Raw genomic sequence first — 23553 nt, forward strand, 5'->3', positions numbered from 1 at the left:
GCATTGTCCGGTGTGAAAGCGGTTCCGCTTTCCCGCGCCGCATCATGTGCGACAGGGGAGAGCGGTGCTGCATCTGTCCGGTACAACGATTAATCCGGGCAATGATCAATTAATAATATTCAGTTCAGCCTGATCAGTATCACTGTCAGGAGAGTTTACCCACCGCAGCGGCGATTTCCGGCAATGCCGCACGTGCAAACAGCTCTTCAAAGTCAGGCAGGTGGCCCAGCACTTCCCGGTTACAGGCATCCTGGTACATGATCCAGCCATAGGTTGCCAGACTGTCCATGGAGCGGATGTTACGTTGCGTTAGCGCCGCTTTGTAATCTGACATGCGTTTGGTACCAATCAGACTCGCCAGTTCATCATCGCTGTAGCTCTCGATAGCGGAACGGGCATGACGCTGCAGCTTGCTTATCAGCGAAAAGTCTTCCGTCATCAACAGATTACGGACCGCTTTTTCAACTGCCGCATCTTCAACCGGGGTGCCTTTCGGTAATTTGCCCAGCGCCAGCTGCTGGGCAAAACTCAGCACGGTGTAGTTGTTCAGCAGGACAAACATCTCCAGCGTATCGGTCGCGCCATAAGCCGGTACGGCACCGTTGGCGATGGTTTTACCCTGACGCCATGCGGCTTTAAACTTCGCCACCTGATGGCCTGCCAGCGCCGTCGACAGCTCTTCGAGCAGATCTTTGCGGCTCTTGGCTTTCAGAATCTCGCCGCCATCCTGATAGAGCAGCAGCGAGCGCGGCATCACGTAAACAAAGTGGTGACACTCCGTTTCCCAGTTCTCCAGCAGCCAGGCGGCACGCGGTGATTTGGTCGCCTCCAGATGCCAGTTCAGCATGGTCAGCACCGCCTGCTTGTGCACCTGGGCCATCTCATCCTGATCGGCAATCGAGCCGAACTGCACTGAATCACCGGCAGCATGGCTGGCCAGCGATCCATAGGGGTCGTACTGGTAGGCGAAGCCGCCGCTCATGCCGTTGCCAAATCCTTTACCGAAGGTGCCCAGATTAAGGATGGCGCCGTTGGTCATATATTCGCAGCAGAAGTCACCGACGCCTTCAACCACGGCGGTGGCACCGGAGTTACGCACCGCGAAACGGTCACCGGCCTGGCCCTGCACGAACAGACGTCCGCCTGTCGCGCCAAACAGCGCAAAGTTACCAATCAGCACGTTGCCATCGGCATCCTGCGCGCCGCCACCAGGCGACATCACGATCAGTTCGCCGCCACACTGTCCTTTGCCGACACCGTCGTTACAGGTGCCGTAATGGGTCAGCTGCATGCCATCGTTGCAGAAGGCGCCAAACGACTGGCCGGCAGAACCGGTGGTGGAAATTTTTACGCTCTCAGGAGCCAGATAGCGACGACCGCGATCGTCAGTCATTACGGCAGGCATCGCCTGCAGCTGCTCAGAACTCAGCTGATGGTTCAGCATCCGCTCAATATCGATGGCCAGCTGGCCGCCGACACTTTTGTTTCGGTTATTCAGCACGATGTTGTTGCCCAGAATGACGTCAGGATTTCCCTGATCCACCAGCGACAGCTTCAGTTGCTCAATCCAGACATCATCCAGCTCAAAATCTTTTTCCAGATAAACCGGCTTGTCGATTTTCAGCTCAGGCACCACGGTAAGCATGGCGCGTAAGTCTAGCTTGCCCACTTCCAGCGGGTGATCCATCAGGTGCAACAGGTCAGAGCGACCGCGTGCCTCACGCAGGGAACGCAGGCCCATACGCGCCAGGATTTCACGCACTTCATGCGCCACGTTGAGGAAATACTGCGCCAGCTGACGCGGATCGCCATCAAACGCTTCGGCATTCGTGGTTAAGCCAGCCGGGCACTTAACGTTACAGTTCTTCGCCATCACGCATTTCAGCATCATCAGCGCCGTCGTACCGAACTCAAAGCTGTCGCCGCCCAGCAGCGCAGATTTCACCACGTCGCTGCCGGTCTGCTGGGCGCCAGAGCAGCGCAGCAGCACTTTCTCACGCAGGCCGTTGGCGCACAGCGCCTGGTGGACTTCAGCGATGCCGATTTCAGCCACGCGTCCGGTATATTTCAGGCTGGTCACCGACGCAGCGCCGGTACCGCCGGTGTTACCCGCAACGTTAATCACGTCTGCACCCGCTTTGGCCACGCCAACCGCGATGGTGCCGATCCCTTCAGACGAGACCAGCTTGACGATAACGCGCACCCGCGCGGCTTTACAGTCGTGGATCAACTGCGCCAGATCTTCGATGGAATAGGTGTCGTGATGGGGCGGCGGTGAGACCAGCTCGACGCCAGGCGTACCGCCACGCGCGGCAGCAATCTCGACGGTAACTTTGGCCGCCGGTAGCTGGCCGCCTTCGCCAGGTTTCGCACCCTGACCAATTTTGATCTCCAGCTCTTCCAGCATCGGATCCGCCAGATAGGCAGCCCAGACGCCGAAACGGCCCGAAGCCAGCTGTTTGATGCGTGAGGCACGAATGGTGCCGTGACGGGAGTAATGCTCGCCGCCTTCACCGCAGTTACTCATGCCGCCGACCATATTGGTACCGTGCGCGACCGCTTCATGAGCGGGAGCCACCAGCGCACCGTGGCTCATCGCCCCGGAGGCAAAGGTACGGGTAATTTCACAGGCTGGCTGCACTTCGCTCAGCGGCAGTGAGGGCAGGGTGGTGAAGATACGTGACAGATAATCGGCCGCTTTACCGTAAGCGGTCACTTTCAGACCGCCAGTCACCACTTCGCTGCTTTCAATATCGTCGCCGAAGCGGGATTTCAGGGCGCGAGACAGGTTCTGCAGGCGTTCGCTCTCAGGCTTCAGTCCTTCAATCGCATCGGTCAGACGCAGCATAAAGTGATTCAGGCTGCCATCTACCGCTTCACACTCCATGCCACGAATGGCAAAGCCGTTGTTGGTCAGCGAGTAGCGTCCCAGCTTGCGGCGGAACTCCGCTTCGCTGTCGATGTGGGTCAGGTCAGCCGGGAATGTCAGGATGTCGCGCAGGGCCGCCGGGCGACGTTTACGCTCTTCATACATCAGGCTTGAGAACTGACGGTAATCAGCAGTAATCGCGAAATTATTGATCACCTCATCCGGGATGCGCTCAAAGCTGCTGTCTTTAAAGGTCTCTGGCTTGATGCCAAACGCATTATCCAGTTTAGCCAGCGTCATCAGGCGGATGAAGTTGTCCTCTTCGCGCGCTTTATCGGCAAAGCGAATCGGCTCTTCGGTCATATCGATAAAGGTCCGCACGGCGATGGTGCCGTAGGAGTGACCTGCGCCTTCTGCACGCTCTTTAAACAGGCCCAGCAACGGAACTTCAGATTCGCCCTGAATCTTCAGTGCACTCTGGTGCCAGTCAACGGCCATCTGCGCGATTGTCGCGAAGCCTGCACCGCCCACCGGCGTTTTGATATTCGGGAAATATTTTTTCAGCACCGGATCATCGGTGTTGAGGAAGTTAGGCTCAAAGAACTCGCCGCTGCTGTAGCTCTCAACGGTACAGAGGCCCACTTTGCCCATGGTTTTCATCAGTGCTTTTTCAGCCGCTTTGGCATAGCGCTTAAAGGCTTTGTTACCTTCTTCACCTTCACCAAATTTCTCCTCTGCGCGCATCTGTACGCCCAGCGGATAGATAGCTGACGCCCCAAAGCCAAGTGTGGCGGCAATGTGGTGCGAGGAGATGCTCTGGCCGCTTTCAACCACCAGAGAAACATCCAGACGCAACCCTTCCTTTATCAGGCGCTGGTTGATGGCGGAAACCACCAGCAGCATCGGGATCGCGGCGTGCTTTGAAGAGATATGGCGATCGGTAAGTACGGCGATGCCACCCTGGGTACGGGCAAAATCAACCACCTGTTGCGCCAGGTCATCAATCGCCTTTTCCAGGGCATTCGCGTTCGCGGTGGTGCTCAGCAGATCTTTGCCGATCACCGGCTCATAGAGCATCTCAAAGCGGGCATAAGGTGCGATGGTCTGCTCGCGTAAACGCAGCATATCGAGGTGGCTGAGAATCGGGGTCGGCACTACAATCTGACGGCCTTTGCTGCGGCCCAGATGGGGTTTTGCCCCCAGCGCGACACGCAACGTCATGCCATCCACTTCGCGGATAGAGTCCAGCGGCGGGTTGGTGACCTGCGCAAAGCGCTGAGAGAAGTAGTGCGCCATGCCGCCTTCATGATCGGATAAGCCGTTGATGGCGTTGCCGTAACCCATCGCGGAGATCTTCTCTGCGCCGGTATTCAGCATCGGATCCATCATGAACTTGAAGCTTTCCTGGTTGTAGTAGTAGGCAACAAAGCGCTGATACGTTTTCAGATCGCCACGATAACGCAGCGGTGAACCCTGTTGTTCTGCCGGGATCTCGGGCAGATCGTCAAGACCGACGCGCGCTTCACGCAGCAACGCCGAATAATCTTTCTCTGCGGCCAGTCTTTCCAGCGCCTGCAGCGTGGTATAGCTGCGTTTTTCACGGTGATCGAAATAGAGCATACCGCCCGCTTCGATACGCCCACGACGCAACACGCTTTCAGGTGGGAAGGCGATCTGGCCGGCTTCCGACATCGCACCGATATAGTCAGCGGTTTCTACTGAACGCAGGGGACGCAGACCCAGACGATCAAGACGGGCGCCAATTACTTCGCCATTACCAAAGATTAAGGCAGCAGGGCCGTCGTTCTTCTCTTCATACAGCGAGAAGTACTCCAGCATGTCACGCACTTCTGGCGACAGCGCGCTGTCGTTTTCCCAGGCGGGCGGCATCATCGACACCACGGCGGTGATCAGATCGAGGTCATCTTCCATCAGACGGCTGTGGATGCTCTGATCCAGGCGCGAACTGTCGGACTGGCCTTTAGGCCGCACGATTGTCTTGCCACGGGCCAGTGCCAGCGCGGACTCAGCGATGCGGTTTTTACGGTCAGTGTTCAGCTCGCCGTTGTGCGCCATCAGGCGGAACGGCTGCGCCATCGTGGTATGGGGATCGGTGTTAGTGGAGAAGCGGGTGTGGAAAAACAGCCCGCGCACCTGATGATCGGGATCGGTCAGATCTTTGAAGTAAGGGATCACTTCATTGGAATTCAGACGGGCTTTGAACACCTGCGTGCGTGACGACAGCGACAGCGGATAAAGGCCGCCAAATTCGCTTTCGGTAAAGGCACGGGCTTCAATGGTTAACAGGGCGCGGTAGATGCGTTTTTCGAAGTCGTTCTGATCAACTACATCCTGTGGCGCAGTGAAAATCCACTGCAGAATCGGTAACTGGAACTGCGCGGCTGCCGGGCGCGTCACGCTGCTGTCGAGCGGCATGTCACGCTTCATGAGTACCGGCAGACCAAAGCTGCTGAGGGTTTCATCCACCAGACGTTCGGCATTCGCGCGCAGCTCAGCATCTTTCGGCACAAAGAAGTTACCGACACCAAAGCGTCCCGCCTCCAGCGGCTGGCCGGTAATTTTGCGGAAGAACTGCAGCGAAAGATCAACGTTGACCCCCGCGCCGTCGCCAACGCCTTCCGCTGACATGCCGCCGCGGTGAGGCACCGTACACAGGGCGCTGTGCGCCATCTGCAGAATCTCGTGGGTCTGCTCGCCGTCCTTACGCGTAATGAAACCTACACCACAGCTGTCACTGCCTGCTGTCGGATCATACAAGCCATAGGATTGAGGTTTTTTAGTGGACATTGAGGGTCTCCTTAAACTGCTTTGACATTACCTGCACTGTTTCAGGGTCTGAGCGCAACGGGGGCGCTATCATTTTCATCGCCATGCTCTGTCGAGCGCGCGTCATAGCCCTGAGCATTTCTCTCCAGACATCGGTAAAACGTCCTTAATTGAGCTGCTCTCTGATTTCCGGTCTCTTAAAGGAGATGACTTAAACCACGCGGGAGTCTTCTTGTTGCATAGATATGCCGAGACAATGGCCCGTCTGGAAAGCTTTCAGCGGATTTCCAACTTATCGGGAAAGCGTAATCAGGTCAAATAGGGCGGTCAGACGGGATTATCATGCGTTTTATCTGTTTAAGTGTATGAATTTAATAATTTTTCAGGTTTAAAATGTATCACTCTGGTGCCTGGCGACAGGCCGATAAATGTGAACTGACTCACTGTAGTGCAGGCGTCAGATCTCTGCACCATGCTGGTGACAGGGTGTTAAGCAGCATTAAATGCTGTTCAGCACCCATGATGCATAGCATGTATCTGTTTTTCTTATGTCCGGCTATTTGAATGAAACCGCGGTTGGTTATAAGAAAAATTAATCAGCATGGGCATGCTTAAAACAGCATTAAAGATGAATGGCTATGCATATGAAAGGGTGTGCCTGTGCAACAGGACGCTGCCAGGATATTGAAAAAAGGCCGTACAGAGAAATCGGTGATTCGCTGGCGGCCTTACAGATTATTCATTTGGCACAGTCAGTCAAGGGTTTTAACCGCTTTGTCCTTAACGTCGCCGATCGGCGAGGCTGCTGCACCATAAAAGCGCATTTGATCCCTTATCTCCACGCGACGTGCTGCGACGGCAGCGGGTTAACTGCGCTATTATGAGGCTGTTTCTCTTCCAGGGAGTTGTTATGAAACAAATTCGTCTGTTGGCGCAGTACTACGTTGATTTAATGGTGAAGCTTGGACTGGTGAGGTTCTCGCTGCTGCTGGCGTCTGCGCTGGTGGTGCTGGCGATGATTGTCCAGATGGCGGTCACGATGGTACTGCGGGGCCATGTCGAGAGTATTGACGTGGTGCGTTCGGTCTTCTTCGGGCTGCTGATCACGCCCTGGGCGGTCTATTTCCTCTCGGTGGTGGTCGATCAGCTGGAGGAGTCACGGCAACGCCTGGCACGGCTGGTGGATAAGCTGGAAGAGATGCGTACCCGCGATCTGGAACTCAATCAGCAGATGAAAGAGACCATTACGCAGCTGAATCAGGAGATCAGCGATCGTAAAAAAGGCGGAACTGGCACGCGAACAGGTGATGGATAAGCTGCGTGAAGAGGTAACGCGTCGTGAGCAGGCACAGATTGAGCTGGAACAGCAATCCTCCTTCCTGCGCTCCTTCCTGGATGCCTCGCCTGACCTGGTGTTCTATCGCAACATCGATAAACAGTTCTCCGGCTGCAACCGTGCAATGGAGCTGCTGACCGGCAAAAGCGAAAAGCAGCTGATTGGCCTGACGCCGCGCGATATCTATGATGATGAAGCGGCAACTAAAGTGCTGGAAACGGACGAGAAGGTGTTCCGCCACAACGTCTCGCTGACCTATGAACAGTGGCTGCAATATCCCGACGGACGCAAAGCCTGCTTCGAGATCCGTAAAGTGCCTTACTACGACCGCGTGGGTAAGCGCAGCGGATTGATGGGCTTTGGCCGCGATATAACCGAACGTAAGCGCTACCAGGACGCGTTAGAGAACGCCAGCCGGGAGAAGACCACCTTTATCTCTACGATCAGCCACGAGCTTCGTACGCCGCTTAATGGCATTGTCGGCCTGAGCCGCATCCTGCTGGACACCGACCTTAATCAGGAACAGCTGAAATATCTCAAAACCATCCACGTCTCCGCCATCACGCTGGGCAATATCTTCAATGATGTGATTGAGGTGGACAAAATCGAGCGCCGTAAAGTGCAGCTGGATAATCAGCCGCTCGACTTCACCGGTTTCCTGGCCGATTTAGAAAACCTCTCTGGTTTGCTGGCACAGCCGAAAGGGCTGAAGTTTGTGCTCGCGCCGCAACTGCCCCTGCCGCATATGATCTCGACAGATGGAACGCGTCTGCGCCAGATTCTGTGGAACCTGATTGGTAACGCCGTGAAGTTCACCCAGCAGGGCGAGATCGTGGTGCGGGTAACCTATGAGCAGGACGAGACGCTGCGCTTTGAGGTGCAGGACTCCGGCATGGGTATCCGTCAGGAGGAGCAGGACAAGATCTTCGCTATGTATTATCAGGTCAAAGATCAGCATGGCGGTAAACCGGCTACCGGTACCGGCATCGGGCTGGCGGTATCACGCCGCCTGGCGCAGGCGATGGGCGGTGATATCCGCGTGCACAGTGCGCCGGGACAGGGGTCATGCTTCACCGTAGAGATCAAAGCGCCACGCATTGCTGAAGAGGTGGAGGATGAAGGCGTGGACGATAGCCTGCCACTGCCTGCGCTGCACGTGCTGCTGGTTGAAGATATTGAGCTTAATGTGATTGTGGCGCGCTCGGTACTGGAGAAGCTGGGCTGCAGTGTGGAGGTCGCCATGACCGGCAGCGAGGCGCTGGCGATGTTTGACCCGCTGGAGTTTGACCTGGTGCTGCTGGACATTCAGCTGCCCGATATGACCGGGCTGGATGTCTCACGTGCGATTCGCCAGCAGTACCAGGGAACGCATCTGCCCCCGCTGGTTGCTCTTACCGCCAATGTCCTCAAAGACAAAAAAGAGTACTTCGACGCGGGAATGGATGACGTGCTCAGCAAACCGCTGGCAGTGCCGGCACTCACTGCGATGATTAAAAAGTACTGGGATTATCAGACAGAACCGGAAGAGGAGATCGCTGATGTCAGCGATGACAAAACCCGAATGCTGCTGGATGTCGCGATGCTCGAACAGTATATCGAGCTGGTTGGTCCCAGCCTGATTACCCAAAGCCTGACGATGTTTGAAAAGATGATGCCGGACTACCTTGCGGTGCTGGAGTCGAATCTGATGGCGCGCGATCAGAAAGGCATTGCTGAAGAGGGACACAAAATCAAAGGGGCGGCGGGTTCGGTCGGGCTGCAGCGTTTGCAGATGCTGGCGAAACAGATTCAGAGTCCGGAGTTACCGGCGTGGTGGGACAATGTAGGTGAATGGATTGATGAGCTGAAGCATGAATGGCGACACGATGTGCAGGTATTACGCGACTGGGTGGCAGAGCAGGATAAGTGATACCCCGGAAAAAAATGACCCCAGCCGAGGCCGGGGTGCGCGAAATACTGCGCCAACACCAGGGAAATCATTGCGGCCGCTATGATTTGAATAATTAATGCAGCCGCAGGGTATTGGTTAACACTGTCATCACCTTAGCAAATTCATCTTCTCATGCGACAAGATTCATTAAAATTTGTGATATTGAGCAGCGTTTAAATACAGAAAACATTAATTTGGCAACACAGTCAAGTAAGGAATTAATTTCTGTGCTGTGTTGCTGCTATTTTAATCAGTTTTACGCTTTTTCGTGTAGTTTTAATGCTGCCGGACAGGGAAACTGAAGCTGAGCAGCACCAAAGTGAGCTGCCGTTAACATTTGCCTTTTGAATGAGGCTAACGCGCTGATATTGCAAGCGCGCTGCCTGAAATGACACGAATTATCCAAAACGATTTGGAATGATAAAAAAAGAATCTAAAAGTTTGTCCTTCTGTCGTTCTGCTATCAGGGTTATTACTGGAAGGAAATAGTGCCATTCTGGCAACCCGTGACGCCATTAAGCGCTGCTTATTTATCCGTTATAACGATAATTCTGATTAACCTTTGGGCGCGGCAGGATTAAGAAAATAATAACAGTTAAGCATGGTAAATGATTCATGCGGGCGCTTATTACTCATTATTAAGTGTTTATCTGGAAAGATGCTAAGCAATGGCAATGAATGGAACCGATTCCTTTTTTTGCGGAAGTACTTGAACTATTTCGAACTGTTGCAGCATGTTGATGCAAAATGATTGAATAAAGTCTGGAAACAGCCTGTCAGTTTTCAGCGATAATCGTAAAAAAGGCTGCTTTTTTTAGCAGTGATTACATGAGTGATTGATTAACGTCTGAAACAAGTGTGGGAAGATTGCATGAACAAGCATAAAGGAAGCGTCGGACAGCGTATCAGACGTATTGTTGGTCGTATCGTACTGGTGTGGCTGGGAATATGGCTGGCGGGCATTTTACTCTTTTCGTTCTTACCCGTGCCGTTCTCAGCGGTGATGGCTGAACGACAGATTGGAGCCTGGTTACGCGGTGATTTTAGTTATGTCGCCCATTCAGACTGGGTCGGCCATGACGAGATTTCGCCCTGGATAGGGCTGGCCGTTATCGCCTCAGAAGATCAAAAGTTTCCCACCCATTGGGGCTTTGATGTGGCGGCGATTGAGTCTGTACTGGATAACAGCGATAGCCGGATGCGTGGGGCGTCCACGCTGTCTCAACAGACGGCGAAGAATCTGTTCCTCTGGGATGGTCGCAGCTGGGTGCGTAAAGGTCTGGAAGCGGGTCTGACGGTAGGAATTGAAACGGTCTGGACGAAGCGGCGTATTTTAACCGTCTATCTCAATATTGCGGAGTTCGGGCCGGGCATCTTTGGCGTTGAGGCGGCTTCTCAGCGTTACTTCCATAAGCCTGCCAGCCGGCTGACCGCAGCAGATGCCGCCTTACTGGCAGCGGTGCTGCCTAATCCGATACGTTATCGTGCTGCTGCACCTTCAGGCTACGTCAGAGAGCGGCAGCAGTGGATACTGCGTCAGATGCGCCAGCTTGGCGGGGAAGGCTTCCTGCAGCGTAATCAGCTCGATTAAGCGTTAATCTTCATCGAAACCCGCTTCAAATAACTCAATGACCGCTGCCAGCGCCGGGATCTCCTCCGGGCCGCTGGCTTCAATCTCAATGTGGCCGCCTTTTGCCGAGTCGAGCATCAGCAGCGCAATCACGCTGCTGGCTTCGGCTTCAGTGCCCGCTTCATTACGCAGTAATACTTCGGCATCAAAGCTCTGCACCAGCTCAAATAACTTCATCGCCGGACGTGCATGCATGCCCAGCTTATTTTTGATTTCTACAGTTTGTCTGACGGTCATGATTTGCGCTTTTCCAGCGTACGATGGCGTGACTGCACATTCTTACCCCGTGAACGGAAGTAATCTGCCAGCTGTTCTGCAATATAGACTGAGCGGTGTTTACCGCCGGTGCAGCCAATCGCCACGGTAAGATAGCTACGGTTATTGGTCTCCAGCATCGGCAGCCAGAGTTCAAGGTAGCTGCGCGTCTGGTAGATAAAATTATGCACTTCAGTGTGGCGATCAAGGAAGGCCGCCACAGGACGATCGAGGCCGGTCATCGGGCGCAGTTTGGGATCCCAGTGGGGGTTGGGCAGAAAGCGCACGTCAAATACATAGTCAGCGTCAATCGGAATGCCATGCTTGAAGCCAAACGACTCAAACACCATGGTCAGCTCACGTTCACGCTTGCCCAGCAGGCGGGTACGCAGCATCTCTGCCAGCTCATGCACCGACATCTCTGAGGTGTCGATGATCAGATCGGCACGTGAACGAAGTGGCTCCAGCAGATCGCTCTCTTCATCAATCGCGCTCTCCAGCGAGAGGTTTTTGCTGGAGAGGGGATGCAGACGGCGCGTATCGCTGTAACGACGAATCAGGGTGTTGCGATCGGCGTCGAGAAACAGCAGCTGAGGGGAAAATGTATCAGGCAGATTATTCAGTGCGGTTTCAAAAATTTCCGGGGATTCGGGCATATTACGCACGTCGATGCTGACCGCCGCCGAAATATTGCGCTCAGCCAGCGAGTTAGCTAACTCAGGCAGCAGCACGACCGGCAGGTTATCAACGCAGTAGAACCCCATATCTTCCAGCGCACGGAGCGCCACTGACTTCCCCGAGCCTGAACGACCGCTAACGATCATCAGCACCATGACCTTCTCTCCCGTTTTAAAACCGGCACCGGGCCGGTAAAGACGCGTTACTGCTCCGACTGGACTTCCGTAATAATGGCATAGAGCTCTTCATCACTCTGCGCTGCGCGCAGACGACGGCAAACCGTTTTATCTGCCAGACGCTTTGCCACCAGTGACAGGGTGTGCAGATGTGTTTTGCACTGGTCAGCCGGGACCAGTAAGGCAAACAACAGATCGACCGGCTGGTTGTCGACGGCATCAAACGCAATCGGCTGTTCGAGGCTGATAAACACCCCAACCGCGCGCAGCGTATCCTCTTCCAGCTTGCCGTGCGGGATGGCTATCCCGTTACCAATACCGGTACTGCCCATGCGTTCGCGGGTCAGGATCGCTTCGAAAAGCGTCTGGTGCGGCAGGTTGAGCTGCTTAGCGGCCAGTTCGCTGATGATTTCCAGCGCACGTTTTTTGCTCTGGCAGTGGACGCCGCTGCGGGTGCAGTCTGGCGAAAGCACTGTGCTCAATTCCAGTGTGAGATCGTTGTTCATTATCGTTTCACTTGCGTGTTCACCAGGCCATTCACCGCCAGCGCGTATTGACGCGTGTGACAAACGGCGCCTGCTCAGATGACAAAACGGGGCGGATTATCCGCCCCATCCTGTCGGCTCTGCGCGCCAGGGGCGCGTCGCTAGCGTGAAGGTTAGTGTTTTTTCAGTTTATCTTTGTGTTTGGTCAGCTGACGGGTGAGCTTATCGATCAGTCCGTCAATGGCCGCATACATATCTTCCGCTTCGGATGTGGCGTGCAGCTCGCCACCATTCACGTGTAGTGTTGCGTCAGCCACCTGCGTGACTTTCTCAACCTTCAGGACAATATAGACCTGATTGATATGTTCAAAATAGTGTTCCAGTTTGGCAAATTTACCGTTGACGAATTCACGCAGAGGTGGAGTGATTTCAACGTGTTGCCCGGTCAGGTTCAGCTGCATAGGTCTTCCTTCTCATTTCTTTCAAACCAGTTGTTTACGCTGGTTCGATGGCGGGATGGATAAAGACTCACGATATTTGGCGACGGTACGCCGTGCCACCATGATCCCCTGATCAGATAACATGGAGGTCAGTTTACTGTCGCTCAAGGGTTTGGCTGGATTTTCCGCCGAAATTAATTTTTTCACCAGGGCACGAATCGCGGTAGAGGAGGCTTCACCGCCACCTTCCGTATTGACGTGACTGGAGAAAAAGTACTTCAGTTCAAAAATGCCACGCGGGCTGTGCAGATACTTCTGCGTGGTAACGCGGGAGATGGTCGATTCGTGCATCTCAACGGCCTGGGCGATATCCGCCAGCACCATCGGGCGCATAAATTCTTCACCCTGCTCGAAAAAGGCCTGCTGTTGCTCAACAATACAGCGCGTCACTTTCAGCAGGGTATCATTGCGGCTTTCCAGGCTCTTAATCAGCCAGCGGGCTTCCTGCAGATTACTGCGAATGAACTGGCTGTCGCTGTCGTTCCGCGTCGCGCCGCTCATTGCCGCATAGTGCTGATTGATCTTCAGACGTGGCACGCTATCGGCATTGAGTTCAACCGTCCAGCGGCTGCCGATCTTACGCACCAGCACATCGGGAATGACATATTCAGGTTCGCCGGTGTTGATCGACTGACCCGGACGCGGGTCCAGCGACTGAATCAGCAGCATCGCCTCTTTCAGCACCTCTTCTTTGAGGCGTGTGACCCGCATCAGGCTGCGGAAGTCGTGGTTTGCCAGCAGATCGAGATGTTCGCTGACGATCAGACGCGCCTCTGCCAGCATCGGCGTTTCGGGCGCATATTGTGAAAGCTGCACCAGCAGGCAGTCACGCAGGTCGCGCGCGCCAACACCAATCGGGTCAAAGCGCTGGATGCGTTTCAGCACCGCTTCAACTTCATCCGCTTCGAGCTCATCATCGCCGATGCTGTCGAGGATCTCCTCAAGCGAAACGGTGAGATACCCGGTGTCATCAATAGCATCGACAATAGAGGTGGCAATGGCGCGATCGGTATCGCTGAACGGCGTCAGTCCGACCTGCCACATCAGATAATCCTGCAGCGACTGGGTCGTTTCGCCCTGATAAACCGGTAACTCATCATCCTGGTAATCGGTGCCGGTGCCGGAAGGCGTACCCGCGGTGTAGATCTCATCCCAGGTCGCATCCAGCGGCAGTTCATCAGGCATCTCTTTCTGCTCAAGCGCTTCGCGTGTATCCAGCGCCTCGGCCTCTGAAGACTCCCGTGAATCGATCTCTTCATGCAGGTCAGTCTGCTCAAGCAGCGGATTACTTTCCAGCGCAAGCTGAAGCTCCTGCTGGAGTTCAAGCGTAGAGAGTTGCAGCAGGCGAATCGCCTGTTGCAATTGCGGAGTCATTGCCAGCTGTTGGCTGAACCTGAGTTGTAAACCTTGCTTCATAGACAGGATGATCGTTCCCAGGTAAACATCGGTATTAACGACACCTTATCAGAGTCTGAACTCTTCACCCAAATAAACCCGCTTAACCTGCTCATCCGCAAGAATTTCATTCGGTGTGCCGTGTGCGATCAGGTGCCCCTGGCTGACGATATAAGCCCGCTCACAGACCGCTAACGTTTCACGTACGTTATGGTCGGTAATCAGCACACCGAGGCCGCTGTCACGCAGATGCTCAATGATCTTCTTAATGTCGATAACGGAGATGGGGTCAACACCGGCAAAAGGTTCATCCAGCAGGATAAATTTAGGATTAGCCGCCAGCGCCCGTGCAATCTCAACACGACGTCGCTCACCACCCGAAAGTGCCTGGCCCATGCTGTCGCGCAGGTGCTCAATGTGAAACTCTTCCATCAGCTCACGGGCACGATCCTGGCGTTGCTCTTCGGTCAGATCGTCACGGATCTGCAAGACCGCCATCAGGTTATCGTAGACGCTGAGGCGACGGAAGATCGATGCCTCCTGCGGCAGATAGCCGATGCCACGACGCGCACGGGCATGCAGCGGCAGGATACTGATATCTTCATCATCAATAATAATGCGGCCAGCGTCACGCGGCACAATGCCCACTACCATGTAAAAGGTGGTGGTTTTACCGGCACCGTTCGGGCCCAGCAGGCCGACAATCTCGCCGGATTTTACCTGCAGGCTGACATCTTCTACCACGCGACGGCCTTTATATGCCTTCGCCAGGTTTTCTGCGATTAATGTGGCCATAGCTATCAGTTACTCTTCTTTCCGCTGTTGGACGAACCTTTGTCCTGAAGTTGCGACGGCACCAGTACAGTCGTGACGCGCTTGTTCTGGCCCTGACTGAAAGCCTGCATTTTCTGCTCTTTCACCAGGTAGGTAATACGATCGCCTTTGATGTTGCTGTCCTGCTGCTCAATGAACGCATTGCCGGTCAGTTCAACGAAATCGTTAGCCAGTTCATAGTGCAGTTTTGCGGCATGGCCCTGCACCGGCTTACCGCTGTCCTGCATCTGATAGAAGGTGGCGGGATTACCGTAGGCGTCAACGATGGTTTTCTTGCTGTCGCCGCCCGGACGGGTCACCACGACTTTATCTGCCGTGATTTTAATTGAGCCCTGCGTCACGATGACATTGCCGGTAAAGGTCGCGACATTGCCTTGCAAATCCAGCGCCTGATTCTGCGAGTCAATATTGACGGGCTTGTCCGAGTCACCGGTCAGAGCCAGCGCCGGAACGCTGGATGCCAGCAGCATGCTGGCCAGTAAAAGCTTCAGGCTATTTTTGTTCATTTTGAATTTCATAAGAGGTTTTGACCTTCTCGATTAACTCGGCGTTTTTTGTCCGTAAATTGCCGCGCATTTTCATGCCGGTGGAGTTAAAACTGCGGCCATACAATGTCACCTGGTCATCAGAGGTAACGTCCTGAGTGACAAGATTAATCTGGGCGTTATCGGTTTTGATCCGCTCAAGCTGAGAATCCTGCGTCAGCGTATTCAGCTCAACATGGCCATACAGGTAAAGCATACGATCTTTGGTGAGCTTTGCTTTATCCGCGCGTAACGTCCATGTAGGGATTTTGTTCTCATCAAAGGTGGTCATGACCGGATTGTCGAACCAGCTCAGTTCATCATCCGAGAAATAGGTCACTTTGTCAGAGACCAGTTTATATGACAGCGCGCCCTGCGGGTTATAAACCACAGTGTGTGAATCAGCACTGGTGTAGGTCGGTGACTGACTGTCCGTGCCGACTGGCGTGCCATCGTCATCCTGGTTAGTAAGATTCCAGCCGATCAAAACCAGTGCAATCAAGGTCAGAATCAGCGTTATCCAACGCCTGCTTTTACTCATACTGATTGCCCTTTGGCATCCTCAAATTTGTTCTGCGCCATTAAGATCAGGTCACATACTTCGCGAACTGCACCGCGTCCACCGGCAATCCGCGTGACATAATGCGCGCGCGGCAACAGGATCGGATGTGCATCCGCCACCGCCACGCTTAAACCCACTTTCGCCATAACCGGCCAGTCGATCAGATCGTCACCGATGTAGGCGACCTGGTCGTCGGAAAGAGACAGTTTATCCAGAAGTTCACGATAGGCCAAAAGCTTATCCGATTGTCCCTGATAAAGATGACGGATGCCGAGCGTTTTGCAGCGATCTTCCATCAGACGGGCATTGCGGCCGGTAATAATAGCCACTTCCACATCGGAGGTCAGCAAACAGCGAACGCCGTAACCGTCCCGCACGTTGAATGCCTTCAGCTCTTCGCCATTATTCCCCATGTAGATCACTCCGTCGGACATCACGCCATCGACATCGCAGATCAGCAGACGAATCCTGCTGGCGCGCGCCATAACGTCAGCGCTGACCGGGCCGTAGCAGGTTTCAATCGGGTGGGTTGCCTGTTGCATTTTCTCTTCCTGTTCAGACTACGCCAGCGCGCAGCATGTCATGCATATGTACCACACCGAGCAGATGGTCGTCATCGGCCACCAGAATCGAGGTAATGTTTTTGGTCTGCATCAGGTTCAGGGCTTCCACCGCCAGCATATTAGGCCGGACGCGGATGCCACCTGGCGTCATCACTTCCCCGATGGTGGCGCGCTGGAAATCGATGCCCATATCAAAGATGCGGCGCAGGTCACCATCGGTAAAGATACCTTCAATTTTCATCAGATCGTCGACGATCACCGTCAGCCCCAGATTTTTGCGGGTAATCTCCAGCAGCGCATCGCGCAGCGAGGCGTCCCGTGTGACGTGCGGCAGCTCATCGCCACTGTGCATGATATCAGCCACATGCAGCAGCAGTTTACGACCCAGCGCACCGCCAGGATGGGACAAAGCAAAGTCTTCGGCGGTGAAGCCGCGCGCTTCCAGCAGCGAAACCGCCAGCGCGTCACCCATCACCAGCGTGGCCGTGGTGCTGGTGGTCGGTGCCAGACCCAGCGGGCAGGCTTCCTGCGGAACATGGACACACAGATGCACATCGGCAACCCGGCCCATCGCACTGTCAGGCCTTCCGGTCATGCAGATCAGCGTAATGTGCTGACGCTTTAAAACCGGAATCAGCGCGAGGATTTCGTTCGACTCACCGCTGTTGGAGATGGCGATGACCACATCATTTTTGCTCACCATGCCCAGATCGCCATGGCTAGCTTCGGCCGGATGAACAAAAAAAGCGGGCGTGCCGGTACTGGCAAAGGTCGCCGCCATTTTTTTGCCGATATGGCCAGACTTGCCCATGCCCATCACCACCACTTTACCCTGACAGGCGTAGATCAGGGCGCAGGCGCGGGCGAAATCGTCGTTAATATATTGATCGAGTTGTTCCAGACCTTCGCGCTCAATGCGCAGTACGGTTTTCCCCGCCTGCTGGAAATCAAATGCTGTTGGTTGCTGATTTGACATAGTGAGTCTGTCCTTGTTAGCCGTCCATGAATGCCGGCTGCATCCACAGCAGCGTCACCCAGACGAAGAAACCACAGAGTAAAAATAAGCCTGCCGTACGGCCAACGCGGCGGCGACGTAGCAGGCAGAGCAGGGCAAACAGCACGCTGACTCCCAGCATCACCCAGTAATCACGGGCGAAGGCGTGATAATCGACACTGCCAGGGTGAATCAGCGCCGGCAGACCCAGCACAATGGCAATATTATAAATGTTGGCGCCGATCAGATTGCCGATCGCGATATCATCTTCGCCTTTCAGCGCACCGGCAATAACCGTTGCCAGCTCGGGCAGGCTGGTGCCCACGGCGATCAGCGTCAGGCCCATCACCAGTTCGCTGACGCCAAAATAGTCGGCAAACGCCGTGGCATTGTCGATCACCATTCGTGTCGACATCGGCAGGATAATCAGCGCGACGGCCAGCCAGAGAAAGGCCACCGTATTTCCGCTCTCTTCGCGTGGCAGCTCGGCCAGCTGCTCGCGGGTCAGGGTGTCGTTGTTATCCCGTTCTGCTTTACGCGCAATGCGAATCACCACCATCAGATAAATCGCGGCAATGGCGATCAGGCCTATTCCATCCAGTCGACTAAGCTGATTGTCAAACAGCATGAAACCGCTGAGCAGGGTAACCAGCAACATTAACGGCAGTTCACGGCGTATCAGATTAGAATGGACGCTGAGCGGGTGCATAAGCGCAGCGGCACCCAGGATGAGTAAAATATTGGTAATATTCGAGCCGAGCGCGGTGCCAACAGCAAGATCCATCTGGCCATGCTGCGCGGCGGAAAAGGAGAGGATCATCTCTGGCAGCGAGGTGCCGATGCTGACAACGGTCATGCCAATAATCAGTGGCGGGATGCCAAATGATCGACACAGTATAGAGGCGCTAAACACCAGACGATCGGCACCATATGCCAGTAAAAGCAAACCGATAATCAGCAGTGCAGAAGCTACGAACATGAAAAATCCTTGCGTAAAAACCCAGGCCGGCAATGCCTTTCCCGACCGGTTTAAGGTTCTGTTTGGCGAGACAGGCGCTGATTTTGACCGTCCGGACGGCAAAAGTAAATTTAATGACCATTTTCGCCAAATCTTAGCGGTAAGTTTCTGTAAAGCTATCGTGAATCAGGACCGAACAGGCTACCATCGTACCCCATGTTTACGCCCGATCCTTACAAGAGGTTATAATGATCCAGCAGCAATCGAATCTGGTTGAGGTTCGTGGCGTGAGTTTTTCGCGCGGAGATCGCACCATCTTCGATGACATTTCGCTGACCGTGCCAAAAGGCAAAGTGACGGCGATAATGGGGCCGTCGGGGATAGGAAAAACCACGCTGCTACGCTTGATTGGGGGGCAACTTCAGCCGACCAGCGGTGAAATCTTTTTCCGTGGTGAAAACATTCCGTCATTGTCTCGCACTAAATTGTACGAAGCGCGCAAAAAAATGAGCATGCTGTTCCAGTCTGGCGCGCTGTTTACTGACCTGACGGTCTATGAAAATGTTGCCTGGCCGCTGCGTGAACATACCCGTCTGCCTCCTCCGTTGCTGCACAGCACAGTGCTGATGAAGCTGGAAGCGGTGGGTCTGCGTGGCGCGGCCCAGCTGAAGCCCGCGGAGCTGTCGGGCGGAATGGCGCGTCGTGTGGCACTGGCGCGCGCTATCGCGCTGGAGCCGGAACTGATCATGTTTGATGAGCCTTTCGTCGGTCAGGATCCGATCACGATGGGCGTGCTGGTAAAACTCATTGATGAACTGAACCATGCTCTGGGCCTGACCTGTATTGTGGTCTCGCACGACGTACCGGAAGTACTGAGTATTGCGGACTATGCCTATATCGTGGCCGGACAAAAAATTATCGCACACGGCACCACGCCGGAGTTGCGAGCGAACAATGACCCGCGCGTTCGCCAGTTTATTGATGGCGATGCGGATGGTCCGGTTCCCTTCCGTTTTCCTGCCGGCGACTATCTCGCTGATTTAACCGGCTCAGGGAGTAACTAAACTGATGGTGTTGAAGGCGCTGGCGACATTTGGACGTCAGGGAATTGAAACGTGCGCCAGTTTTGGACGCGCAGGACTCATGCTCTTTCATGCGCTGGTGGGCAAGCCAGCGTTCCGCAGACACACGCCGCTACTGATTAAACAACTTTATAGCGTCGGCGTGCTGTCGCTGCTGATCATCGTGGTTTCCGGTCTGTTTATCGGCATGGTGCTTGGCCTTCAGGGTTATCTGGTCTTAAACACCTATGGCGCGGAAACCAGCCTCGGTATGCTGGTGGCGCTGTCATTGCTGCGCGAACTGGGGCCGGTTGTGACCGCGCTGCTGTTCGCCGGACGGGCAGGGTCTGCGCTGACCGCCGAAATCGGCCTGATGAAGGCCACCGAACAGCTCTCCAGTATGGAGATGATGGCGGTTGACCCGTTGCGCCGGGTGGTCTCGCCGCGCTTCTGGGCCGGTTTTATCAGTATGCCGTTACTGACGCTGATTTTTACCGCGGTAGGGATTGCCGGTGGGGCGCTGGTCGGGGTGAGCTGGAAAGGGATTGATCCTGGTTTCTTCTGGTCGGCGATGCAGAATGCCGTCGATTTTCGTGCCGATGTGGTTAACTGCCTGATTAAAAGTGCGGTATTTGCCATTACCGTGACGTGGATTGCGCTGTTTAACGGCTATGATGCGATTCCAACCTCTGAAGGGATCAGTCGCGCGACGACGCGCACTGTGGTGCACGCGTCACTGGCGGTGCTCGGATTGGATTTTGTGCTGACAGCACTGATGTTTGGGAATTGATGCAATGCAAAGCAAAAAAAGCGAAATCTGGGTTGGCATATTTATGATTATGGCGTTGCTGGCGGCGCTGTTTCTCGCGCTGCGCGTCGCCGATTTAAAGTCAATGGGCACCGAGCCGACGTGGAAGCTCTACGCCACCTTTGACAATATTGGTGGTCTCAAAGCCAGTTCGCCGGTCAAGATTGGTGGGGTGGTGATTGGCCGGGTGACCGACATTGAGTTAGAGCCGAAAACGCTGCTGCCGCGTGTCACCATGGACATCAGCGATCAGTATGCGAATAAAATTTCAGACACCAGCTCGCTGGCGGTTCGCACTCAGGGACTACTGGGTGAGCAATTCCTGGCACTCAATTTAGGATTTGACGATCCTGAACTGGGTTCGGCGATGCTGAAAGATGGCGATACGCTGCGCGATACGAAATCCGCCATGGTGCTCGAAGACCTGATCGGTCAGTTCCTTTATAAGAGCGGCGATAATAAACAAAACAGTGAAAACAAGGATGCGCAGGAAGGCGACAGTGCTGCGCCTGCGGCACCGGCTCAACCTTAAAGAAGAGGGTATACCATGTTTAAACGTTTACTGATGATTGCCATGCTGGTGGTTGCGGTACCGCTGACGGCAACCGCAGCCGATCAGAGCAACCCCTACAAACTGATGAATGAAGCGGCGCAAAAGACGTTCACCCGTCTGAAAAACGAGCAGCCGAAAATCAAGCAGGACCCTAACTACCTGCGTCAGATTGTGCGTCAGGAGCTGCTGCCTTATGTACAGATCAAATATGCGGGCGCGTTAGTGCTGGGCCGCTACTATCGTGATTCGACGCCCGCTCAGCGTGAAGCCTACTTCAGCGCCTTTGGTGACTATCTGGCGCAGGCTTATGGTCAGGCACTGGCACTGTACAACGGACAGAGCTACCAGATTCAGCCTGAGCAGCCGTTAGGCGATGCCCAGATTGTCGCTATTCGCGTTTCCATTATCGATCCAAATGGCCGTCCACCGGTTCGCCTCGACTTCCAGTGGCGTAAAAACAGCCAGAGCGGTAACTGGCAGGCGTATGACATGATCGCTGAAGGCGTCAGCATGATCACCACCAAACAAAATGAGTGGAGCGATCTGTTACGTACCAAAGGTATCGATGGTCTGACGGCGCAGCTGAAATCTTCTGCGGCACAGCCAATCACGCTGGATAAACAACAATAATGCACGAATCGTTACGCTGGGAGCGGGAAGCCAGCACGCTATTACTGAAAGGCGAACTGGATCGCGACACGCTGATGAGCCTGTGGCAGCAACGTGAAACACTGATTAAAGATGTCGATACCATCGACGTCGCGGCGCTGGAGCGTGTGGACTCTTCCGGGCTTGCCCTGCTGGTGCATCTGCGGGAAATCGCGCGGGCACAGGGTATTACCCCTCGCTTTACGGGCATCAGCGACAAACTGCATTCGCTGATTACGCTTTACAATCTGCAACAGATTATTGTTTCTGCGGATAAAAGCGCCTGATATCCGGTTGTTATGCTAAGCCCCTGTTTTCAACAGGGGCTTTTGCGTATTTAAGAGTCAGCCGCTTTCCTCTACTATGTCAGCCTTATTATTATTAAGTGAAGTTAAGCCCAATGGAAAACAGTGAAATTCAGGCCGTGCTGATGGCAGCATTGCCTTTAGATGAAGTGCATGTGATGAGCAATGATGGCAGCCATTTTCAGGTGATCGCCGTAGGCGAACTGTTTGGCGAACTGAGCCGCGTGAAAAAGCAGCAGGCTGTCTACGCGCCGCTGATGGAATTTATCGCGGATAACCGCATTCATGCTGTCTCTATCAAAACCTATACTCCCGCTGAATGGGCGCGTGACCGTAAACTCAACGGTTTCTGATCCCCAGCGTGGTGAACTCGTCGCTGGCGAGTCCAATCTTTAGCTAGTTAATTGAGAGCCGTGTTAATGGACAAATTTCGTGTGCAAGGCCCCACCCGCTTAAGTGGTGAAGTAACCATTTCCGGGGCAAAGAACGCCGCGCTTCCTATTCTGTTTGCTGCGCTGCTGGCTGAAGAGCCGGTCGAGATCCAGAATGTGCCAAAGCTGCGCGACATTGATACCACAATGAAGCTGCTGAGCCAGCTGGGTGCGAAGGTGGAACGCAACGGTTCTGTGCATGTCGATGCCAGCGCGGTAGATGTATTTTGTGCGCCTTACGATCTGGTCAAAACCATGCGTGCCTCAATCTGGGCGCTGGGCCCGCTGGTGGCGCGTTTTGGTCAGGGTCAGGTTTCCCTGCCGGGTGGCTGCGCTATCGGCGCGCGTCCGGTTGATCTGCACATTACCGGTCTTGAACAGCTGGGTGCCGAGATCAAGCTGGAAGAGGGCTACGTGAAAGCGTCAGTCAATGGCCGCCTGAAGGGCGCACTGATTGTCATGGACAAAATCAGCGTCGGCGCGACCGTGACCATCATGAGTGCTGCGACGCTGGCGACTGGTACCACCGTGATTGAGAATGCGGCGCGTGAGCCGGAAATTGTCGATACCGCCAACTTCCTTAACACCCTGGGCGCCAGAATCAGTGGTGCAGGCAGCGATAAAATCACCATCGAAGGCGTAGAGCGTCTGGGTGGCGGTGTTTATCGTGTCCTGCCGGATCGTATCGAAACCGGTACCTTCCTGGTGGCTGCGGCCATTTCAGGTGGCAAAGTGATGTGTCACAAAACCCAGCCGGATACGCTGGATGCTGTGCTGGCCAAGCTGCGTGATGCGGGGGGCCGATATCGAAACCGGCGAAGACTGGATCAGTCTGGATATGCACGGCAAGCGGCCAAAAGCGGTCAACGTGCGCACTGCACCGCATCCAGGTTTCCCGACCGATATGCAGGCGCAGTTCACACTGTTAAACATGGTCGCGGAAGGCACGGGCGTAATTACCGAAACCATCTTCGAAAACCGTTTCATGCATATCCCGGAACTGATTCGTATGGGCGGACATGCTGAGATTGAGAGCAACACGGCGATCTGTCATGGGGTTGAAACCCTGTCAGGTGCGCAGGTGATGGCGACCGATTTGCGTGCGTCTGCCAGCCTGGTTCTGGCCGGTTGTATTGCGGAAGGAACGACGTTTGTTGATCGCATTTATCACATCGATCGTGGCTATGAGCACATCGAAGATAAGCTGAAAGCCATGGGCGCAAACATCGAGCGCGTCAGCGAAGAATAATCCCGCAGATGCTCTGAAAGAG

The 23553-nt window shown here is 54.5% G+C and carries 20 protein-coding genes and 2 pseudogenes; 10 read left to right on the forward strand and 12 right to left on the reverse strand.

Going from position 1 to position 23553, the window contains the following annotated elements; translation table 11 throughout:
* Positions 1–145: 145 nt before the first annotated feature.
* Positions 146–5677, reverse strand: coding sequence for a glutamate synthase-related protein (locus JNO11_RS01310; protein ID WP_325176837.1), 5532 nt, complete (start codon positions 5675–5677; stop codon positions 146–148).
* Between the two features lie 889 nt (positions 5678–6566).
* Between JNO11_RS01310 and arcB the strand changes: the two are divergent.
* Positions 6567–8901, forward strand: a pseudogene (arcB, locus tag JNO11_RS01315) (aerobic respiration two-component sensor histidine kinase ArcB).
* A gap of 892 nt (positions 8902–9793) precedes the next feature.
* Positions 9794–10513, forward strand: coding sequence for a monofunctional biosynthetic peptidoglycan transglycosylase (gene mtgA / locus JNO11_RS01320; protein WP_325176838.1), 720 nt, complete (start codon positions 9794–9796; stop codon positions 10511–10513).
* Positions 10514–10516: 3 nt separating this feature from the next.
* Here the strand turns inward: mtgA and npr are convergent, their stop codons facing one another.
* From npr to JNO11_RS01375, 11 genes are all read right to left on the reverse strand, one after another.
* Positions 10517–10789: a PTS phosphocarrier protein NPr gene (npr, locus tag JNO11_RS01325; RefSeq protein ID WP_010251923.1), complete on the reverse strand. Its 273-nt coding sequence runs from the start codon at positions 10787–10789 to the stop codon at positions 10517–10519.
* Positions 10786–11640: an RNase adapter RapZ gene (gene rapZ / locus JNO11_RS01330; protein WP_010251920.1), complete on the reverse strand. Its 855-nt coding sequence runs from the start codon at positions 11638–11640 to the stop codon at positions 10786–10788. The genes npr and rapZ overlap by 4 nt, the downstream gene beginning before the upstream one ends.
* 47 nt (positions 11641–11687) lie before the next feature.
* Complete coding sequence (gene ptsN, locus JNO11_RS01335) at positions 11688–12167, reverse strand: PTS IIA-like nitrogen regulatory protein PtsN (protein ID WP_010251916.1); 480 nt, start codon at positions 12165–12167, stop codon at positions 11688–11690.
* A gap of 152 nt (positions 12168–12319) precedes the next feature.
* Positions 12320–12607, reverse strand: a complete 288-nt coding sequence (gene hpf / locus JNO11_RS01340) for a ribosome hibernation promoting factor (protein WP_010251913.1) — start codon at positions 12605–12607, stop codon at positions 12320–12322.
* Between the two features lie 21 nt (positions 12608–12628).
* Positions 12629–14062 (reverse strand): RNA polymerase factor sigma-54, encoded by a 1434-nt coding sequence (gene rpoN, locus JNO11_RS01345; RefSeq protein ID WP_010251911.1) that lies wholly within the window; start codon positions 14060–14062, stop codon positions 12629–12631.
* A 48-nt stretch (positions 14063–14110) separates the two neighbouring features.
* Entirely contained in the window at positions 14111–14836 is a 726-nt protein-coding gene (gene lptB, locus JNO11_RS01350; RefSeq protein WP_003851107.1) for an LPS export ABC transporter ATP-binding protein, read from the reverse strand.
* Between the two features lie 5 nt (positions 14837–14841).
* Positions 14842–15393: a lipopolysaccharide ABC transporter substrate-binding protein LptA gene (gene lptA / locus JNO11_RS01355; protein ID WP_061703561.1), complete on the reverse strand. Its 552-nt coding sequence runs from the start codon at positions 15391–15393 to the stop codon at positions 14842–14844.
* Positions 15368–15940 (reverse strand): LPS export ABC transporter periplasmic protein LptC, encoded by a 573-nt coding sequence (gene lptC, locus JNO11_RS01360; RefSeq protein WP_010251907.1) that lies wholly within the window; start codon positions 15938–15940, stop codon positions 15368–15370. Before lptC ends, lptA begins: the two co-directional genes overlap by 26 nt.
* On the reverse strand, positions 15937–16503 hold the full coding sequence (gene kdsC / locus JNO11_RS01365) for a 3-deoxy-manno-octulosonate-8-phosphatase KdsC (protein ID WP_010251905.1): 567 nt from the start codon (positions 16501–16503) through the stop codon (positions 15937–15939). Before kdsC ends, lptC begins: the two co-directional genes overlap by 4 nt.
* 13 nt (positions 16504–16516) lie before the next feature.
* A complete protein-coding gene (gene kdsD / locus JNO11_RS01370) occupies positions 16517–17500 on the reverse strand; it encodes an arabinose-5-phosphate isomerase KdsD (RefSeq protein ID WP_325176839.1) in 984 nt (327 codons plus the stop codon).
* 16 nt (positions 17501–17516) lie between these two features.
* Complete coding sequence (locus JNO11_RS01375) at positions 17517–18497, reverse strand: calcium/sodium antiporter (protein ID WP_010251901.1); 981 nt, start codon at positions 18495–18497, stop codon at positions 17517–17519.
* On the opposite strand from JNO11_RS01375, the gene JNO11_RS01380 reads away from it, so the two are divergent.
* From JNO11_RS01380 to murA, 8 genes and pseudogenes are all read left to right on the forward strand, one after another.
* Positions 18496–18753, forward strand: coding sequence for a hypothetical protein (locus JNO11_RS01380; RefSeq protein WP_124889623.1), 258 nt, complete (start codon positions 18496–18498; stop codon positions 18751–18753). The genes JNO11_RS01375 and JNO11_RS01380 overlap by 2 nt on opposite strands.
* Positions 18725–19540, forward strand: a complete 816-nt coding sequence (gene mlaF / locus JNO11_RS01385) for a phospholipid ABC transporter ATP-binding protein MlaF (RefSeq protein WP_010251897.1) — start codon at positions 18725–18727, stop codon at positions 19538–19540. The genes JNO11_RS01380 and mlaF overlap by 29 nt, the downstream gene beginning before the upstream one ends.
* Before the next feature lie 4 nt (positions 19541–19544).
* The gene (gene mlaE, locus JNO11_RS01390; protein ID WP_010251894.1) at positions 19545–20327 is read left to right on the forward strand and encodes a lipid asymmetry maintenance ABC transporter permease subunit MlaE; all 783 of its coding nucleotides are present in this window, start codon (positions 19545–19547) and stop codon (positions 20325–20327) included.
* Between the two features lie 4 nt (positions 20328–20331).
* Complete coding sequence (gene mlaD / locus JNO11_RS01395) at positions 20332–20877, forward strand: outer membrane lipid asymmetry maintenance protein MlaD (protein WP_010251890.1); 546 nt, start codon at positions 20332–20334, stop codon at positions 20875–20877.
* Between the two features lie 15 nt (positions 20878–20892).
* Positions 20893–21528 carry a phospholipid-binding protein MlaC gene (gene mlaC / locus JNO11_RS01400; protein ID WP_010251887.1) on the forward strand — a complete coding sequence of 212 codons (636 nt, stop codon included), beginning with the start codon at positions 20893–20895 and terminating at the stop codon, positions 21526–21528.
* Complete coding sequence (mlaB, locus tag JNO11_RS01405; protein ID WP_010251883.1) at positions 21528–21833, forward strand: lipid asymmetry maintenance protein MlaB; 306 nt, start codon at positions 21528–21530, stop codon at positions 21831–21833. The genes mlaC and mlaB overlap by 1 nt, the downstream gene beginning before the upstream one ends.
* 113 nt (positions 21834–21946) lie before the next feature.
* Complete coding sequence (gene ibaG / locus JNO11_RS01410; protein ID WP_010251880.1) at positions 21947–22204, forward strand: BolA family iron metabolism protein IbaG; 258 nt, start codon at positions 21947–21949, stop codon at positions 22202–22204.
* Between the two features lie 66 nt (positions 22205–22270).
* Positions 22271–23531, forward strand: a pseudogene (gene murA, locus JNO11_RS01415) (UDP-N-acetylglucosamine 1-carboxyvinyltransferase).
* Positions 23532–23553 lie beyond the last annotated feature (22 nt).

Source organism: Pantoea sp. 1B4 (genome assembly GCF_016925765.1).
In the GTDB taxonomy this organism is placed as follows: domain Bacteria; phylum Pseudomonadota; class Gammaproteobacteria; order Enterobacterales; family Enterobacteriaceae; genus Pantoea; species Pantoea agglomerans.

What these genes read in the sequence shown, in the direction of transcription:
- lptC (WP_010251907.1), bottom strand. Translation starts at nt 15,940, where the DNA reads ATGAGTAAAAGCAGGCGTTGGATAACGCTGATTCTGACCTTGATTGCA.
- mlaD (WP_010251890.1), top strand. Translation starts at nt 20,332, where the DNA reads ATGCAAAGCAAAAAAAGCGAAATCTGGGTTGGCATATTTATGATTATG.
- mlaF (WP_010251897.1), top strand. Translation starts at nt 18,725, where the DNA reads ATGATCCAGCAGCAATCGAATCTGGTTGAGGTTCGTGGCGTGAGTTTT.
- mlaB (WP_010251883.1), top strand. Translation starts at nt 21,528, where the DNA reads ATGCACGAATCGTTACGCTGGGAGCGGGAAGCCAGCACGCTATTACTG.
- JNO11_RS01375 (WP_010251901.1), bottom strand. Translation starts at nt 18,497, where the DNA reads ATGTTCGTAGCTTCTGCACTGCTGATTATCGGTTTGCTTTTACTGGCA.
- mtgA (WP_325176838.1), top strand. Translation starts at nt 9,794, where the DNA reads ATGAACAAGCATAAAGGAAGCGTCGGACAGCGTATCAGACGTATTGTT.
- rpoN (WP_010251911.1), bottom strand. Translation starts at nt 14,062, where the DNA reads ATGAAGCAAGGTTTACAACTCAGGTTCAGCCAACAGCTGGCAATGACT.
- kdsD (WP_325176839.1), bottom strand. Translation starts at nt 17,500, where the DNA reads ATGTCAAATCAGCAACCAACAGCATTTGATTTCCAGCAGGCGGGGAAA.
- JNO11_RS01380 (WP_124889623.1), top strand. Translation starts at nt 18,496, where the DNA reads ATGAAAAATCCTTGCGTAAAAACCCAGGCCGGCAATGCCTTTCCCGAC.
- lptB (WP_003851107.1), bottom strand. Translation starts at nt 14,836, where the DNA reads ATGGCCACATTAATCGCAGAAAACCTGGCGAAGGCATATAAAGGCCGT.
- ptsN (WP_010251916.1), bottom strand. Translation starts at nt 12,167, where the DNA reads ATGAACAACGATCTCACACTGGAATTGAGCACAGTGCTTTCGCCAGAC.
- hpf (WP_010251913.1), bottom strand. Translation starts at nt 12,607, where the DNA reads ATGCAGCTGAACCTGACCGGGCAACACGTTGAAATCACTCCACCTCTG.
- lptA (WP_061703561.1), bottom strand. Translation starts at nt 15,393, where the DNA reads ATGAAATTCAAAATGAACAAAAATAGCCTGAAGCTTTTACTGGCCAGC.
- rapZ (WP_010251920.1), bottom strand. Translation starts at nt 11,640, where the DNA reads ATGGTGCTGATGATCGTTAGCGGTCGTTCAGGCTCGGGGAAGTCAGTG.
- mlaC (WP_010251887.1), top strand. Translation starts at nt 20,893, where the DNA reads ATGTTTAAACGTTTACTGATGATTGCCATGCTGGTGGTTGCGGTACCG.
- npr (WP_010251923.1), bottom strand. Translation starts at nt 10,789, where the DNA reads ATGACCGTCAGACAAACTGTAGAAATCAAAAATAAGCTGGGCATGCAT.
- mlaE (WP_010251894.1), top strand. Translation starts at nt 19,545, where the DNA reads ATGGTGTTGAAGGCGCTGGCGACATTTGGACGTCAGGGAATTGAAACG.
- kdsC (WP_010251905.1), bottom strand. Translation starts at nt 16,503, where the DNA reads ATGCAACAGGCAACCCACCCGATTGAAACCTGCTACGGCCCGGTCAGC.
- JNO11_RS01310 (WP_325176837.1), bottom strand. Translation starts at nt 5,677, where the DNA reads ATGTCCACTAAAAAACCTCAATCCTATGGCTTGTATGATCCGACAGCA.
- ibaG (WP_010251880.1), top strand. Translation starts at nt 21,947, where the DNA reads ATGGAAAACAGTGAAATTCAGGCCGTGCTGATGGCAGCATTGCCTTTA.